This is a genomic window from Chryseobacterium sp. D764 (genome assembly GCF_019317325.1).
Classification (GTDB): Bacteria; Bacteroidota; Bacteroidia; order Flavobacteriales; family Weeksellaceae; genus Chryseobacterium.
This window is the reverse complement of record NZ_CP079219.1, coordinates 4169010-4184352: the sequence shown is the minus strand read 5'-3', so window position 1 is coordinate 4184352 and position 15343 is coordinate 4169010. Positions and strand designations below refer to the sequence as shown.

Sequence of the window (15343 nt, the reverse complement as noted above, 5' to 3'; positions counted from 1 at the left end):
GTTTTTATTAAGGATATTTTACAGCTTTATCTAGCTCTATTGGATTATTGAAAGATTTTATTTTTTTTCTTTCGTTAGCTTCAGCTGGTTTCAACTGTTCTTTGGTGAGAATGGTTCCGTCTTCAAGTTGCAACTTCTTTCCTTCAGGTAAGACAAGTCTTCCATTCATTATATATTTAAAAGGACTATCATACAATTCTAACTTCAATTTATCCAGTTTAACCTGATTAACAGGAATTGCTCTGGAAATAGAGTTTTCTAATGAAACCTGTTTATAATCCTCTGTAATTTTTTCGCTTTTTATGATCTTGAAATGATAATCTTCCTTTGTGTCATACAAGTCTACAATGAGCCCTGGTAATCCATTAAATTTATAGGGGCCATAAGGAATAGGAATATCTTTAGAAAACCATGCTACCCAACTTCTTCCTCCAAATTGTGTTGTTGCCTTTTGAAGGTGAAGTTCATCAGCTATCTTGATACTATCTGTAATTTTCCAGTTCTGTTCCGCCTTTTCATCTATTTTATAAAAATTCACATCTCCTATATATTCATAGTTTTGGTATTCATTATTATCATTTTTTTTAATCAGAAATGAAGTCTGTTTATACCCTTTAAATCCATATTGATTTTTAGTCGCAAATATTGAATCATTGATATAGTATATTCTATTATAATATTTCATTTCATCTTTAGAAATATCCAGATTAAAATTTTCTTTAATAAGATTTTTTGAGGTGGAATCTTTCTTAGATACAACATCATATACAAATCTGTTGCTTTGAGCAAAACAGGTGAATGTTCCCAATAATAAAAATAATAGCTTTTTCATAGTTTAATTTACTCAATCATTTCAGATAAGAAATATTCTAAATCTGCTCTGTCATATTCGATAGGGTATTGATAACCATTGATAAAAATATCCGGTGTGAAATTAATATCATTTATCTTTCTCCATTTTTTCTGATTATTTAAGGTCGCAATGACATTTTCTTGATTTTTAAATAAATGAGAATACTTATTATTCCATTTATCTATTCCATTTTTATCTGTTCTTATCTTATACCACTCTTCCAAAGCTACAAAAAATGTGGTTTTATCTTCCGAATTTTCATAAATGCTGGCCATATTTATGTAGGTGGAACGTAATTCTTCAGAAAAATTATCCAGATCTGCATCCAATACAAGGCGGACATGAATTTTATTACCGTAATTATTTATTATTCTCATAAATGTCGGGTAGAATTCCTTACAATATTTACAAGAAGGATTCGTCACTAAAGTTAATGTTAAATTAGAATCCGAAGTTCCAAAATTAAAAGAACTTAAAAAATCGTCATTAAGAGCTTTCTTTTGAATTGAAAGATTATTTCTGAAAAATGTATAGTTCTTTTTAAACCTTGAACTTTTTACAATCTCTTCTTTCAATTTATTGTTCCAATTAATTTTTTCCTTTAAATAAAGAAGAAACAAAGCAGAAGCCAAGACAAACAAACCATATAAAACGATAGAAAATGGATTGATCTTTACAAATTGATTTGGTAAAAAGTATAAAAGAACCAGCTGGGCATAAACACAAAGTATGATACCAATACAAACCGGACACAGCTTTTTAATAATAATGATCTGATAGTACAATGAAACAAATGAAACGGGTATAAACAAATAGAATATATACTTATATACAAAATAGTAAAAACTCAGATCTTTGTATATCGCTAAAACTATAAAACTAATAATTTGAGAGAAAAAGAACAATAAAGAGATTTCAGATATATCCAAAAACTTCCATTTCTTATAATTAAATACATAATCACAGTCAGTTTTTAACATCTTATTCTGACATACCCCTAAAGGTATAATTGTTCCTTTACCATGCGTTTTTTTATAGGCTTCATAAGAAAGGAAAATTCCTAAAAATGAAAGCGATAAAAATGCGATTCCCGCATAAAAGAAAGAAAAGTCTAATAATAAAACAGACAATACTAGAGTTCCCAATAAAAAGCTACTCCATAAGAAAAGATTATTTTTCTTCTTTTCATTGTAAAAACTCTCTGACTTGTCAACTAATAAAACAACATTAGAAGTTGAAATATCATATTTTTTTTTCTCTTCTAATGTAAAATTTCCTTCATTGATTGAAAGAAAGTTTTTAGGCAGCAGCTCAACATCTTCTTCATCTATTTCAAAAATTGAACAATCAATATTAAAAAAATGAAGTGTATCGGAAAAAGACAGAATATTAGGAAATTCCGGATGTCCATTTAACTGGTATTCAAACTCAGTCTTATCAATATGGATATCGACAAGATTTAAATAGCTTGTTAATATATTAATATTTTTCTTCATAAATACTTAAAAATAATCAGCAATGAAATTTCATTGCTGATTACGATTTTAATTTTAGTTACAACATCCTCCTCCGCATCTTGCACTACCATCTCCAGCACAACCAGCTTGTACACATCCGCACTCTACTTCTCCACCACCGATTCCGATAATAGTTCCTCCTCCGTTTCCTATTTTCCCTCCTTTAAGTGATCTTAATTCATTTCTGGATAGACTTGCTTTCTTCATTTTCAAAGAATTGTTTTTCATAATGTTTTAATTAAATATTCTGTGTCATTATTGACTTTTCAAAACTATAAATTAAAATCTCTAGTAAGAGAAATAGATCAGGTATTTTTTTGGCAAATTTCTTGCAAAACATGTACATGTTTTGCATATTTGCAATAGACATTAAGAATCATGAAGCAAGAAAAACTAAAAAACCTACGAAAACTCAAAGGCATCTCTCAAGAGAAGATGGCAAAAATTTTATCTACTGATCCTTCAAATTATTCCCGGAAAGAACGGGGCGAGGTCAGAATACATGAAGATGAATGGAAGAAAATAGCTGAATCTCTCAGTGTTTCTATTTCTGATATTAAAGAAGAGGAAGAAATGGTGTTCAGTAATAAAAATTCCACATTCAAAGACTCTGCTCAATATCAGTACATCCAAAATTTCAATTATTCAATCATTGAAAATTTACAGGACTACATTGATTTTCTAAAACAAAAGATTTGTGAATTAAATGAAGAAAATCAAATACTAAAATCTCAAAATGATTTTAGCTCATAGAATCTTCTATATATAATATAATCATTCATGAATAATCACCCTCCCTTTCAATTTTCTTGAAAGGGATTTTATATTTATTTCATTAATCATTTAGGCAAGTATTATTTATTTTATCAATTAAAATTAAAAACTTATTTTTGGGAAATTTGAAAATTGAATATATGAAGACTAAACATCCTAAAGGCCTGCCCTTCCTCTTTTTTACGGAGATGTGGGAACGTTTCGGGTATTACCTGATTCTTGGAATCTTTGTGCTGTATGTTATTGAGCCTACCGGTATGAAAGGGGGCCTTGGACTGCCTGACAAAACTGCTGATGATATTTTCGGAACTTATATTGCCTTAACTTATCTGACTCCTTTCATTGGTGGATTCCTGGCAGACAGAGTTTTAGGATATATTAAATCTATTTATCTGGGAGGCTTTTTAATGGCTGCCGGATATATAGGAATGGGAGTGTTTAAAGATTTGCCTCTGTTTTATGCTTCACTGGCATTAATTATTATTGGAAATGGTTTCTTTAAACCTACTATCTCAACGCTATTAGGAAACCTTTATTCTGAGGAACCGTATAAAGCTAATAAAGACTCCGGATATAATATTTTCTATATGGGAATCAATATTGGAGCATTTATCTGTAACATTATTGCGGCATTTATGCGTAATAAATTTGGCTGGGGTGAGGCTTTCATTACTGCCGGAGTGGGAATGCTTATTGGTATGGTGATTTTTACCATCGGAAGAAAGCATTATATCCATGCTGCACAGATGAAACCTGTACAGGAAGGAGATACCAAGCTTTCGGAAATTATGCTTAAAGTATTTGTTCCTGCTATTATTGCAGGAGCAATAGGTTGGTTTATTCCTAACAATATTTTTGGAAGTGACAGTACAGATGCCTTTATTTTTGCATGTGTACCTGTAATCTACTTCTATGCATCTCTTTACTTTAAAGCTAAACCAGATGAAAAAGCTTCTATCGGAGCATTACTTTCTGTATTCCTGATCAGTATGTTCTTCTGGGCTGTTTTCAAACAGAATGGTACAGCTTTAACGAGATGGGCGAATTATTATACGGACAGAAGTGTTCCTGCTTCTCTTGAAAAACCATTGGAAGGTATTTATATGGTGGAAGGCAAGAGCTATGAAAACAAAGAAACTCCGGTTTATGACAATCAGTTCAGATCTCAAAAGGATGACAAAGGAGAAACTAAGAAAGAAACAGGCAAAGATGTTTATTTTAAAAACATTTCTTCTGAACAGCGTGTTGCCCTTGAGAAAAACCCTGAAAACAAAGTATATTTATACAATACAGAATTATTCCAGTCTATCAATCCATTCTGGGTTATTGCTCTGACTCCAGTGATCGTTGGATTCTGGGCATTATTGAGAAGAAAAGGAAAAGAACCCCTGACTCCTACCAAGATTGTTTTAGGATTATTTATTTCAGGACTTTCCTGTCTGGTAATGGTTTTAGCAGTAATGGCTGGAGATAACGGAGCTGTAAAAGTATCTCCTCTATGGCTTGTTGCCAGCTATGGAGTAATTACCATCGGGGAATTATGTTTGTCTCCAATGGGACTTTCATTTGTTTCAAAACTTTCCCCTGCAAGGATCACCGCATTGATGATGGGAGGATTCTTCCTTGCCAACTCTGTGGGAAATAAGCTTTCCGGAATCCTGGCAAGTACGTGGTATAATTACGAAAACAAGACGAATTACTTCCTTGTCAACTTCGGTTTGTTAATATTTGCTACACTTTTAGGTCTTTCTATGTTAAAAAGACTGAACAAAATTATGAAAGAAAAAGGACATTAATCCTTGATATTATAACGATTAGCAAGCTGTGGAATAGTTCCGCAGCTTTTTTATTTAAAAATAAAATTAAAACCTTGCCAAAAACCCAAAATAAACTATATTTGTCAGTCTTAACAAAAATTAACAATAGAAATGGATAATATTGAAGCATTGAGTCCGAAACCGGATGAATTTGTAGAGAATAAGAATTCCAGGCATCCTAAAGGATTATGGGTTCTTTTCGGAACAGAAATGTGGGAGCGTTTCAACTTTTATGGGATGAGAGCACTTTTGACGCTCTTCATGGTAAATTCCTTATTAATAAAAGAAGCTGATGCGGCGATCATCTATGGTGGATTTCTAGCTTTATGTTATTTAACACCTCTTTTAGGAGGGTTTATTGCTGATAAGTATATCGGAAACAGATTTGCAATCATTATTGGTGGATCATTAATGGCTATTGGCCAGTTTCTATTATTCATCAGTGCCTCTACCTTCTCCGCAGATCTGGGTAGTTCCAAAATGATCATGTGGTTAGCTTTATTCGTTATTATTTTTGGTAACGGATTCTTCAAACCGAACATTTCCTCAATGGTAGGAAGTCTTTATCCAAAACAGGAAAAGTCTAAACTGGATTCAGCTTTCACTATTTTCTATATGGGGATCAACATTGGAGCATTCTTAGGTCAGTTTATCTGTCCATACGTAGGAGACGTAAAAGATGCTGCGACTGGAGTAAGAGATATCTTTGCTTTCAAATGGGGATTCTTAGCTGCTTCTATTGCAATGATAATCGGAACAATAACATTCTTTATCCTTAAAAATAAATATGTAGTAACCCCTGAAGGAAGACCTATCGGAGGATTGCCTAAAAACAATACAAGTGCAGACTTTGAAGAAGGAGAAACGCAGACTGCTAAATTCTCAGGAATGTCTTTAGGTATTACTGGAATTATATTTGTGATTTTATTCTTTGCTTTCCGATATCTTCTTGTAGGAGAATTTGGCTTTAAAGCAGTAGAAATGGGTCAATTGATCAAAGGAATTATTTATCCATTCATCTATGCAGCCGGTATTTCCTTAGCATTCCTGATCATGAGTTCTGCTGAAAACAAAATTGAAAGACAGAGAATCTGGGTAATCTATATCGTATCATTCTTTATTATTTTCTTCTGGGCTGCATTCGAACAGGCAGGTTCTTCTTTAACATTTATCGCAGATAACCAAACAGACAGAAACATTTTCGGTTGGAATATGCCACCTTCAATGGTTCAGATCTTTAACGGAATTTTCGTAGTTCTATTGGCAGTTCCTTTCAGTTTGTGTTGGGATAAGCTAAGAGCAAAAGGAAAAGAACCGGTATCTCCATTCAAGCAAGCAATGGGATTAGCGTTAATAGCTCTTTCTTATTTTATCATTGCACACAATGTAAAAGATCTTGGAAACTCAGGATTATTAGCAATCAAATGGTTAATGCTACTCTATTTCATCCAGACTTGTGGTGAGCTTTGTCTTTCTCCGATTGGTTTATCATTGGTTGGTAAACTGGCTCCAAAAAGATTTGCCTCATTATTATATGGTGTTTTCTTTATCTCTAATGCTGCAGGATACGCTTTGGCAGGTTCATTAGGAGCTCTTATCCCTGCAACAGGTGATAAATTTACAAAAGCACAGGAAATAGGAGTTAACCTACAGGATGTTTTGGATAAAAAAGTAACCTTAACAGCTGACCAGGTAGCTGCCTTTGATAAAGCTCAGTTACCATTACACAACCCTACTTTTGTAGGATTTGAGATTCACAACTTATTCGAATTCTTCATGGTATTCGTAGTACTTTGTGGTATTGCTTCTGTAATCTTAGGTTTAATTTCACCTATCTTAAAGAAAATGATGCATGGTGTAAACTAAGTGTATTAACAAAATATGAATAAAACCTCTGCTAAGTCAGAGGTTTTTTTTATTTTCGTACGATGGAAATTTCCGAAGATTTTTTATTCCAATCCGTAAAGGAGATCATTAAGCAGTCGCGCGAAAAAGTTTTTCGGATAGCGAATTCTACTTTACTGCTCACCTACTGGAAAATCGGAAAACTTATTGTGGAAGATGAGCAACAGGGAAAAGAACGTGCAGAATACGGAAAATATACGCTCAAAAAGCTTTCTCAAAAGTTTACTTTAGAATTTGGAAAAGGCTTTGACTACACCAACCTATCTAATATGCGGAAGTTTTACACAGCATTTCCAATTGTTGACACATTGTCTCAACAATTGAGCTGGTCTCATTACAGATTACTCTCAAACCAAGATAATAAAGATAAAAGATACTATTATCTGAATGAGTCAGTACAAAATAACTGGAATGTAAGGGATTTGATAACCCAACTATCGGAATTCTACTATGCTCAGAAAAGGATGAGACCATTGTAAAGTATTCCGTTCTAAATGATAAAAACAATTTATTCGCCAGCAAATACCTGCTGTACCTCCCAAAAGAAGAAGAATTAAAACAAATTATTGACCAGGACAGAATCCGTTTTGAACTGGATCAGAAAGATAAAAACCCTTAATTAGAACTTAATCATATATCATTATGAGCTTAACTTTAGATGAAATACAAGATTTCAAAGGAAAATATCCCAGACAGATCTGGAGCCTTTTTTTCTCTGAAATGTGGGAACGTTTCTGTTTCTACGGAATGCGTGGAATGCTGGTCTTCTTTATGATCTCACAGCTTAATTTCCATGAAAAGGAAGCCAACCTTCAATATGGCGCCACTCAGGCTTTCGTATATGCCTTTACTTTTATAGGAGGTCTTTTTGCCGATAAAATTTTAGGATTCAGAAAATCCCTCTTCTGGGGAGGTCTCCTGATGATTGTAGGAAGTTTAATTCTTGCTACAGATCCTCATAAATTCTTTTTCCTCGGAATAGCATTCACCGTAGTGGGTACAGGTTTCTTTAAACCTAATATTTCATCCATGGTGGGACAACTTTATAAACCTAATGATTCAAGGGCTGATGCAGGCTTTTCGCTTTTCTATGCAGGAATTAATCTTGGGGCATTATTAGGTGGTTATTTGTGTATTGCCATTGGTAAAGGAGAATTCCTAAGTAATATTATTGCAGAAGAAATGAGATGGCATATTGCTTTCGGACTGGCTTCGATCGTAATGGTGATAAGTTTAATTAATTTTGTATTTACACAAAGAACATTGGGCACTATTGGTCTACAGCCGGGACATCCTTTGGCAGAAGAAAAAACAGCTCCTATACCAAAATGGAAAGAATACGGAGTATATGTATTGTCACTGGTTTTTGTACCCATTATTATGATCATGGTTGCTCAGACAGAATATACAGATTATTTCATGTGGACCATTGGGCCATTAACCTTAATTTATCTATTCTATGAAATGTCCAAAGTAACAGCTTCAGAACGTAAAAAGTTATGGGCAGCTCTGGTTTTCATTATTTTCTCCATCATATTCTGGGGAATTTACGAACAAAGTGGAGGCTCTTTAAGTATTTTTGCAGCTAAGAACCTGAACAAGGATCTTTTCGGATTAGACCCTAATGGTGTGAATAACTCTGGAGGAGCTTTCTTTATTATTTTCCTTGCTCCAATTATCGGACTTCTTTGGATTTGGCTGAATAAGAGAAAAATTGAACCTAATACCATTATTAAATTCGGATTAGGATTTATTTTCCTGGGATTAGGATATTATGCCCTATTTGCTACCCGATTGTTCGCAGACCTTCAGGGAATTACTTCATTGAATTTCTTTACCCTGGCATTATTAATCATTACTCTTGGTGAACTATGCCTCTCTCCTATCGGATTATCTATTATGACCAAACTGTCTACCAAGAATCTGCAGGGGATGATGATGGGAATGTGGTTTCTTGCTTCTGCGTATGGACAGTATGTTGCAGGGATTATCGGAGCCAGTCTTGCTACGGCAAAAGAAGGTTCCACCAACTATGATGAATTGATCACTTATACTGATGGATATAAACAATTAGGATTATATGCAATAATTGCCGGAGTGGTATTAATTTTGATATCTCCGTACGTGAAAAAATTAATGCAGGATGTAAAATAAAAAGAATAAGTAATTATGCTTATTTTTACCTAAATATCACAATATGAAGAAATTTTTAAGCATAATTCTCTTAGTTTTATTAAATTTCAGTTTTGCCCAGGTAAAGTGGATGACCATTGAGGAAGCTTTAAAAGCCCAAAAAGAAAATCCTAAAAAAATACTGATTGATTTTTATGCAGACTGGTGCGGCCCATGTAAAATAATGGACAAAAAAACTTACGGACATCCTGTAATTGCTCAGAATCTGAACGAGAATTATTATCCTGTAAAGTTTAATGCAGAAGAAAAAAAGAGTATTGATATCTTCGGAAGAACATTTTCAAACCCTAATACCGAGCACAGAAAAGGAAAAAATTCACTGCATGAGTTTACACAGTATATGAATGTAGGTGCTGTTCCAAGCACAGTATTTCTGGATGAGCATGGAGATCCTATCACCATTCTTCAGGGAGAATTATCAGCCAAAGAACTGGAACCCTACCTGGAACTGATCTCAAAAGATTTGTTCAAAAAGATTAAAACCAGAGAACAATGGGAAGATTACCAGAAAAAGTTTAAATCTAAAATCAAAGATTAATATAGAGATCCGGATTTTCGGATTTAATTTTAAAAATTCACCATACAGACTTCCAATTTTTTGGAAGTCTTTTTAATTTTACCGAAATTCGAACCTTTATTTCTTTTGTCAAAAAATAAGGATCAAAAAATTCAAAAACCCGCATCCTGAAATCTGAAAAATGAATCTCGAAACCTCCATAGAATACGTAAAAGGCATAGGCCCGGAAAGAGCCAAACTTATTAAAAGTGTATTGGGCCTGACTACTGTTGAAGATATGCTGAACTTCTACCCTATCCGCTATCTGGATAAAAGTAAAATTTATACCGTTTCTCAGCTTCGGGAAGAAAGCAGCCAGGAAATACAATTGAGGGGAAGAATCACTCATGTTCAGGAAATCCAGACTGGGAAGACTAAAAGATTATCTGCGAAATTCAATGATGAAACAGGCAGCATGGATCTGGTATGGTTCCAGTATTCAAAATGGCTGAAAGAACAGCTTCCTATTAACAAGGAGGTTTATATTTTTGGGAAAATCAATGTTTTCAACCGCCAGTTTTCTATGCCGCATCCGGAAATAGAAGCTGAAGAAAGTAAAGAAGGAGATACAAGACTTAAACCTATTTATCCGAGTTCAGAAAAACTAACTAAAAGAGGATTAAGTCAAAGATTTTTTCAGAATGCATTGAAAAATATCTGCAAAGAAATTCCGGGTCTTATTGAAGAGAATTTTCCGGAATACCTCATGAAAACCTTTAAATTCATGTCCAGGCAGCATGCTTTTCTGAATGTTCATTTTCCGAAAGATAAAGAGCATTTTGATAAGGCTAATTACAGGTTGAAATTTGAAGAATCATTCTTTTTTCAATTAGGATATGGCTTAAAAAAGCTTCACCATAAAACACAGGCTCATGGCAACCCTTTCCCAATTATTGGGGATCATTTTAACGATTTCTACGAAAACCACCTTCCTTTTGAGCTTACCAATGCACAGAAAAGGGTATTAAAGGAAATCCGTATTGATATGAAAAGGCCGATTCAGATGAACAGGCTTTTACAGGGTGATGTAGGATCAGGGAAAACGATGGTGGCATTGTTAACCATGCTTATTGCTATGGACAATGGTTTTCAGAGTTGCTTGATGGCTCCAACAGAAATTCTTGCCCAGCAGCATTATAATGGTATCAAGGAACTGCTAGAAAAAACCGGAATCAACATCCGTATTCTGACCGGTTCTACCAAAGCAGCGGAAAGGAGAATTATCCATGAAGAATTGGAAAATAGTACACTTTCAATCCTGGTAGGAACCCATGCAGTTTTAGAAGATAAGGTTAAATTCAAAAATCTGGGATTAGCAATTATTGATGAACAGCATAGGTTTGGAGTTGCTCAGCGTGCTAAACTTTGGGCCAAAAACAAAATTCCGCCTCATATTCTGGTGATGACCGCTACTCCTATTCCGAGAACACTTGCGATGAGTTTTTACTCAGATCTGGATGTTTCTGTGATTGATGAAATGCCTGTAGGAAGAAAACCTATCATTACGGCTCACAGACGTGAAAAAGACAGACTATATGTTTATAATTTCTGTAAAGATGAGATTAAAAAAGGCCGGCAGGTCTATTTTGTATATCCGCTTATTGAAGAATCTGAAACCTTAGATTACAAAAATCTGGTGGAAGGTTTGGAACATGTCATGGATTATTTCTCAGAATACAACGTGACCATGCTTCATGGGAAAATGAAACCGGACGAAAAAGACGCGGCAATGGCTTATTTTGCTTCGGGAAAAGCTGAAATTATGGTGGCAACTACAGTAATTGAAGTTGGAGTAAATGTCCCTAATGCTTCCGTAATGGTTATTGAAAGTTCAGAAAGATTCGGACTTTCACAGCTTCATCAATTAAGAGGTCGTGTAGGAAGAGGTGCTGAACAGAGTTACTGTATCCTGATGACATCAGACAAATTGTCGAAGGAAAGCAGAACGCGTATTAAGACAATGACTGAAACCAATGACGGCTTTAAAATTTCTGAAGTGGATATGCAGCTTCGTGGTCCGGGAGATATTCTGGGTACCCAGCAAAGTGGTGTGGTAGATTTTAAGAGATTGGACCTGATTAATGATTCGGCGATCATTAAAACAACAAAAAATACGGTAGAAAAAATTCTGGAAGCGGATCCGATGCTGTCCAGACCTGATAATCTGATCATTAAAAACTATTATATCAGATACTACAAAGGAAAAAACAAGTGGAGTAAAATTTCATAAAAAAACCGCAGAAAATACTTCCTGCGGCCCCCTTATAAAACTGTTATTTAGAAGAAATTACTTTTGATATATTCAAAAATTTATTTAATAGTTAAGGCTTAATATTTTGTGATGTGGTGTGGTGTGAAAATATCTATATAACAATATATATTTAGATAAGCTAAAACCTTAACTATTAAAATAAATTATGAAAAACAAAATGAATTATTTTTTTCCAACTTGCTTATTATAAAAACTAACTGAGTTTCGCTGGAGATGAGGGAATGAAACGAATAAAAATACCTCCAACTACTTTTGAGTTTTCATGATTGTACCGTTTTGTTTAAAGATCTTCTATGCTTTAAAATTGGAAAATTAGTATAATCCATTTTGTTAACTAACATCGTGATTTATATAATTTTTGTTTTTAGAAACAATTACTTCTCATTCATCTGTATCTTCTACTATATAATGAAATTTGTGTCTCAGATTACTTTTACAAATGTCAGTATATTAATTCAGATCCTTTTTATATTATTTTAAGTATTAGTTATAAAATTTTCACTTATTTGTGAATAGTATGCATCAAATACGATTAATACTTTCTTAATACAAAATTAAAAATCCCTTTATTCATCATACTTTTAGAATAAAATGATCTTTATTCAATCCTGAAGTGTGATACTGCCAATTGATTGTAATAATTTCTGTAAGTACTTTTTTAAGACTCTCAAAAGACTCAGGTTTTTTCATGAAAATATTGGCCCCTTTTACAAAAATATCTTCAATTTCATTTTCCGAAATAGGTTCAGAAAAAATGGTCGTTACCATATTATTGAATTTTGAATTCGCTCCAATTTCTTCCAGGCATTCCAAGCTGTCTTTTCCAGGGATCGTGTATTTTATGAAAACAATTTCCGGAACTACGGCATCATCATTATTCAGATATAACATCATATCTTTTCCGTTACAGAAGCATTGAACTTTTATAGAGATTTTCAACTCTTTCAAAATATTTTTAAAAAAAATCAAGGTGTTTTCATCGTTATCTGCTACTATTACGTTCAGAAATTCTTTATTCATACTGCATTTTAGGGTTTATTACCGTGCTTTGAGCTCTTCTTCGTTTTCCAATAATCTTTTGAAACTGGGAGGGAGTGATTCCCGTTGTATTTTTAAACTGGGTGCTCAAATGCGCCACACTGGAGTAATTCAGCTTATGGGCTATTTCTGTAAGGCTTTGTTTATTTCTTATGATCAGGGCTTTCGCGTGCTCTATCTTTTGCAGAATAATAAAATTCTCAATAGATGTATAAGCAACTTCGGAAAATAGGTTGGAAAGATAACCATAGCTGTGATTCAGTTTTTCAGCAATATATATGGATGCTTTTACCGGTATAATCTCATCAGAAAAGACCAGTTCTACGATAGCATCTTTTATTTTCTGTACCAACGCAGTCTTTTGACTTTCTATGATTTCTATACCATAATCTTCAAGATTTTTCTTAAAAAGACTGTGTTGTTCTTGTGTAAGGGGCTCATAAAATTCCACTTCACCGAAGTTCAGCAACCTGTACTTCAGCCCGTGTTCTTTAAGTTTTTCGTCCAATACCTTCTTGCAAAGGGCATTGAAATCAAATTTAACATACATTTTCATCCTAGTATATATAAGCCTGTTTTATTTAGTAAATATAATAATTTATTTCATTTAAAAGTGAAATAGTTGCAAATTTTTTATTTTTACCAAATAGACGCAAAAACTCCTGTATTTAAGAATACAGGAATTTAAACACTAAGGATGAAAAAAATATACTGATAAAAAGCTGTGTCAGCTCAAAACCAAGCATATGAATGTATTGTTATAAGTGATTTGGTTCTGAAGCAAAGATCATTCAAAATAAGAAGTCACTTGTTATAGAATTACAGGATAAAGTTACAAAATTTTAAGTCAATGATAAGTGAATTAGAAATTCCATCATGTAATCATCCATTACAAATCCGTTCCCTATATCGAAAATACCTTCCCCATAAACCCTGTATCCTTGAGACTCATAGAAGCTTCGGGCAGCATTATTTTTATTCACATTCAAAATAATTCTTTCATTTCCGTTTTCAGAAACTTTTTCATGCAGAAACTGAAGTGCTTTTTTGCCGAATCCTTTACCCTTACTCTCCGGAACAAGATAAATACGGTGCAGCTTGGTTGTTTTATCTTCATAATGATGTTCATATCCGATAAAACCTTCGTAAGAGTCATTATTTTCATCCTGAATGAGATAATAATGGTAATTAGGATTCTGAAGGTGGTTCAGAATTTCTGTTTCAGAATACATTTCGGAAAGCATAAATTCCATTTGTTCTTTTGAAAGAATGTCTGCATAGGCATTTTCCCACGATCTTCGTGCCAGATCTTGAATTAAAGGGACATCCACGGCTGTTGCCTGTCTTAATTTCATGATTTATTGTATTATTATGATTAAAAAAAGTGAAAAGCCTAAACTTTTCACCCTTTATGTTTTTCAATAATGAAATGCTGAATTTTAAAGTGATATTAAAATTCAATTCATTATTAAATGTTTGCCATTTCAGCTTTAATTTTTGCATGAAGACCTTCTGAAGCAGCAACCAGAGGAAGTCTTAAGAAGTTTTTAATGATTCCCTTTTCAGCCAGTATTACTTTAATACCGCAAGGGTTACCTTCTGCAAAAATCAAACGGGTAATATCTACCAGCTTATTGTGAATTGCATAAGCTTCTTTCACTTTTCCTTCAAAAGCTAGCTGTACCATGGTAGAGAATTCTTTAGGGTATGCCTGCCCGATTACGGAAATCACACCATCTCCTCCTGCCAGTGTTACGGGTAAAGTATATTCATCATCTCCGGAAACCAATGAAAATCCTTCTGGTTTCTTTCTCAGAATATCAAAATACTGTAAAATATTAGGTGAAGCCTCCTTAATCAGGAATAAATTAGGAAATTCCTTTGCAAGACGAAGGGTAGTATCTGCTTCTACGTTCTGACCGGTTCTTGAAGGAACATTATAAATAATAATATTCTTCCCTGTGGAAGCTAAAGCTTTATAGTGCTGATAAAGACCTTCCTGGTTCGGTTTATTGTAATAAGGAGATACTGAAAGTACTGCTTCAAATGCAGAAAGATCTGCTTCTTCAATCTGTTTCTTAACGTCAAGAGTATCGTTGCCGCCAATTCCCAAAACTAAAGGAAGACGTTTATTATTCACCTTAATGATATGCTCAATTACCTGTTTCTTCTCCTCTGCAGAAAGCGTTGCGGCTTCTGCCGTAGTACCCAATACTACCAAATAATTGGTTCCGTTTTCGATATTGTATTCAACCAGTTTTGTTAAACTATCAAAGTCAACGGATAAATCTTCATTAAAGGGCGTTACCAATGCAACACCTACTCCTTTTAAAATGCTCATCTGTTAGAATTATTTTTGTCAAATTTAATAATTTACAGTAAGAATTTACAATAAATAATAATGTTTTATTATACATA

15 protein-coding genes are annotated in these 15343 nt (G+C 33.6%); 8 read left to right on the top strand and 7 right to left on the bottom strand.

Annotation, left to right across the window (positions count from 1 at the left end; genetic code table 11):
* Positions 1-7: 7 nt before the first annotated feature.
* Genes KYG33_RS19140 through KYG33_RS19130 form a run of 3 tightly spaced genes read right to left on the bottom strand, consistent with a single transcriptional unit; the run spans position 8 to position 2598 of the window.
* Positions 8-832, bottom strand: coding sequence for a GLPGLI family protein (locus tag KYG33_RS19140; protein WP_180565204.1), 825 nt, complete (start codon positions 830-832; stop codon positions 8-10).
* 8 nt (positions 833-840) lie between these two features.
* Positions 841-2349: a thioredoxin domain-containing protein gene (locus tag KYG33_RS19135; RefSeq protein ID WP_219072247.1), complete on the bottom strand. Its 1509-nt coding sequence runs from the start codon at positions 2347-2349 to the stop codon at positions 841-843.
* A 54-nt stretch (positions 2350-2403) separates the two neighbouring features.
* The gene (locus tag KYG33_RS19130) at positions 2404-2598 is read right to left on the bottom strand and encodes a hypothetical protein (RefSeq protein ID WP_047382371.1); all 195 of its coding nucleotides are present in this window, start codon (positions 2596-2598) and stop codon (positions 2404-2406) included.
* Positions 2599-2748: 150 nt separating this feature from the next.
* Here KYG33_RS19130 and KYG33_RS19125 point away from each other — a divergent pair, with 150 nt between their 5' ends.
* The 8 genes from KYG33_RS19125 to recG all read left to right on the top strand — a co-directional run bounded on the left by KYG33_RS19125 (position 2749) and on the right by recG (position 11845).
* Positions 2749-3123, top strand: coding sequence for a helix-turn-helix domain-containing protein (locus KYG33_RS19125; protein ID WP_077413970.1), 375 nt, complete (start codon positions 2749-2751; stop codon positions 3121-3123).
* A gap of 161 nt (positions 3124-3284) precedes the next feature.
* Complete coding sequence (locus KYG33_RS19120) at positions 3285-4940, top strand: peptide MFS transporter (protein WP_077413969.1); 1656 nt, start codon at positions 3285-3287, stop codon at positions 4938-4940.
* Between the two features lie 132 nt (positions 4941-5072).
* Positions 5073-6827 (top strand): peptide MFS transporter, encoded by a 1755-nt coding sequence (locus KYG33_RS19115; protein ID WP_180565202.1) that lies wholly within the window; start codon positions 5073-5075, stop codon positions 6825-6827.
* 62 nt (positions 6828-6889) lie between these two features.
* The gene (locus KYG33_RS19110) at positions 6890-7345 is read left to right on the top strand and encodes a DUF1016 N-terminal domain-containing protein (RefSeq protein ID WP_077413967.1); all 456 of its coding nucleotides are present in this window, start codon (positions 6890-6892) and stop codon (positions 7343-7345) included.
* The gene (locus KYG33_RS22640) at positions 7273-7485 is read left to right on the top strand and encodes a PDDEXK nuclease domain-containing protein (protein ID WP_219073272.1); all 213 of its coding nucleotides are present in this window, start codon (positions 7273-7275) and stop codon (positions 7483-7485) included. The genes KYG33_RS19110 and KYG33_RS22640 overlap by 73 nt, the downstream gene beginning before the upstream one ends.
* Before the next feature lie 23 nt (positions 7486-7508).
* Positions 7509-9020, top strand: coding sequence for a peptide MFS transporter (locus tag KYG33_RS19100; RefSeq protein WP_077413966.1), 1512 nt, complete (start codon positions 7509-7511; stop codon positions 9018-9020).
* A 43-nt stretch (positions 9021-9063) separates the two neighbouring features.
* Positions 9064-9597, top strand: a complete 534-nt coding sequence (locus KYG33_RS19095) for a thioredoxin family protein (RefSeq protein ID WP_077413965.1) — start codon at positions 9064-9066, stop codon at positions 9595-9597.
* 160 nt (positions 9598-9757) lie between these two features.
* Entirely contained in the window at positions 9758-11845 is a 2088-nt protein-coding gene (gene recG / locus KYG33_RS19090) for an ATP-dependent DNA helicase RecG (RefSeq protein WP_219072246.1), read from the top strand.
* 615 nt (positions 11846-12460) lie between these two features.
* On the opposite strand, the gene KYG33_RS19085 is transcribed toward recG, so the two are convergent.
* The 4 genes from KYG33_RS19085 to dapA all read right to left on the bottom strand — a co-directional run bounded on the left by KYG33_RS19085 (position 12461) and on the right by dapA (position 15266).
* Positions 12461-12907 (bottom strand): response regulator, encoded by a 447-nt coding sequence (locus KYG33_RS19085; protein WP_077413963.1) that lies wholly within the window; start codon positions 12905-12907, stop codon positions 12461-12463.
* On the bottom strand, positions 12900-13481 hold the full coding sequence (locus KYG33_RS19080; protein WP_077413962.1) for a helix-turn-helix domain-containing protein: 582 nt from the start codon (positions 13479-13481) through the stop codon (positions 12900-12902). The genes KYG33_RS19085 and KYG33_RS19080 overlap by 8 nt, the downstream gene beginning before the upstream one ends.
* 286 nt (positions 13482-13767) lie before the next feature.
* Positions 13768-14280 carry a GNAT family N-acetyltransferase gene (locus KYG33_RS19075; protein WP_077413961.1) on the bottom strand — a complete coding sequence of 171 codons (513 nt, stop codon included), beginning with the start codon at positions 14278-14280 and terminating at the stop codon, positions 13768-13770.
* A 113-nt stretch (positions 14281-14393) separates the two neighbouring features.
* On the bottom strand, positions 14394-15266 hold the full coding sequence (gene dapA / locus KYG33_RS19070; protein ID WP_077413960.1) for a 4-hydroxy-tetrahydrodipicolinate synthase: 873 nt from the start codon (positions 15264-15266) through the stop codon (positions 14394-14396).
* Positions 15267-15343 lie beyond the last annotated feature (77 nt).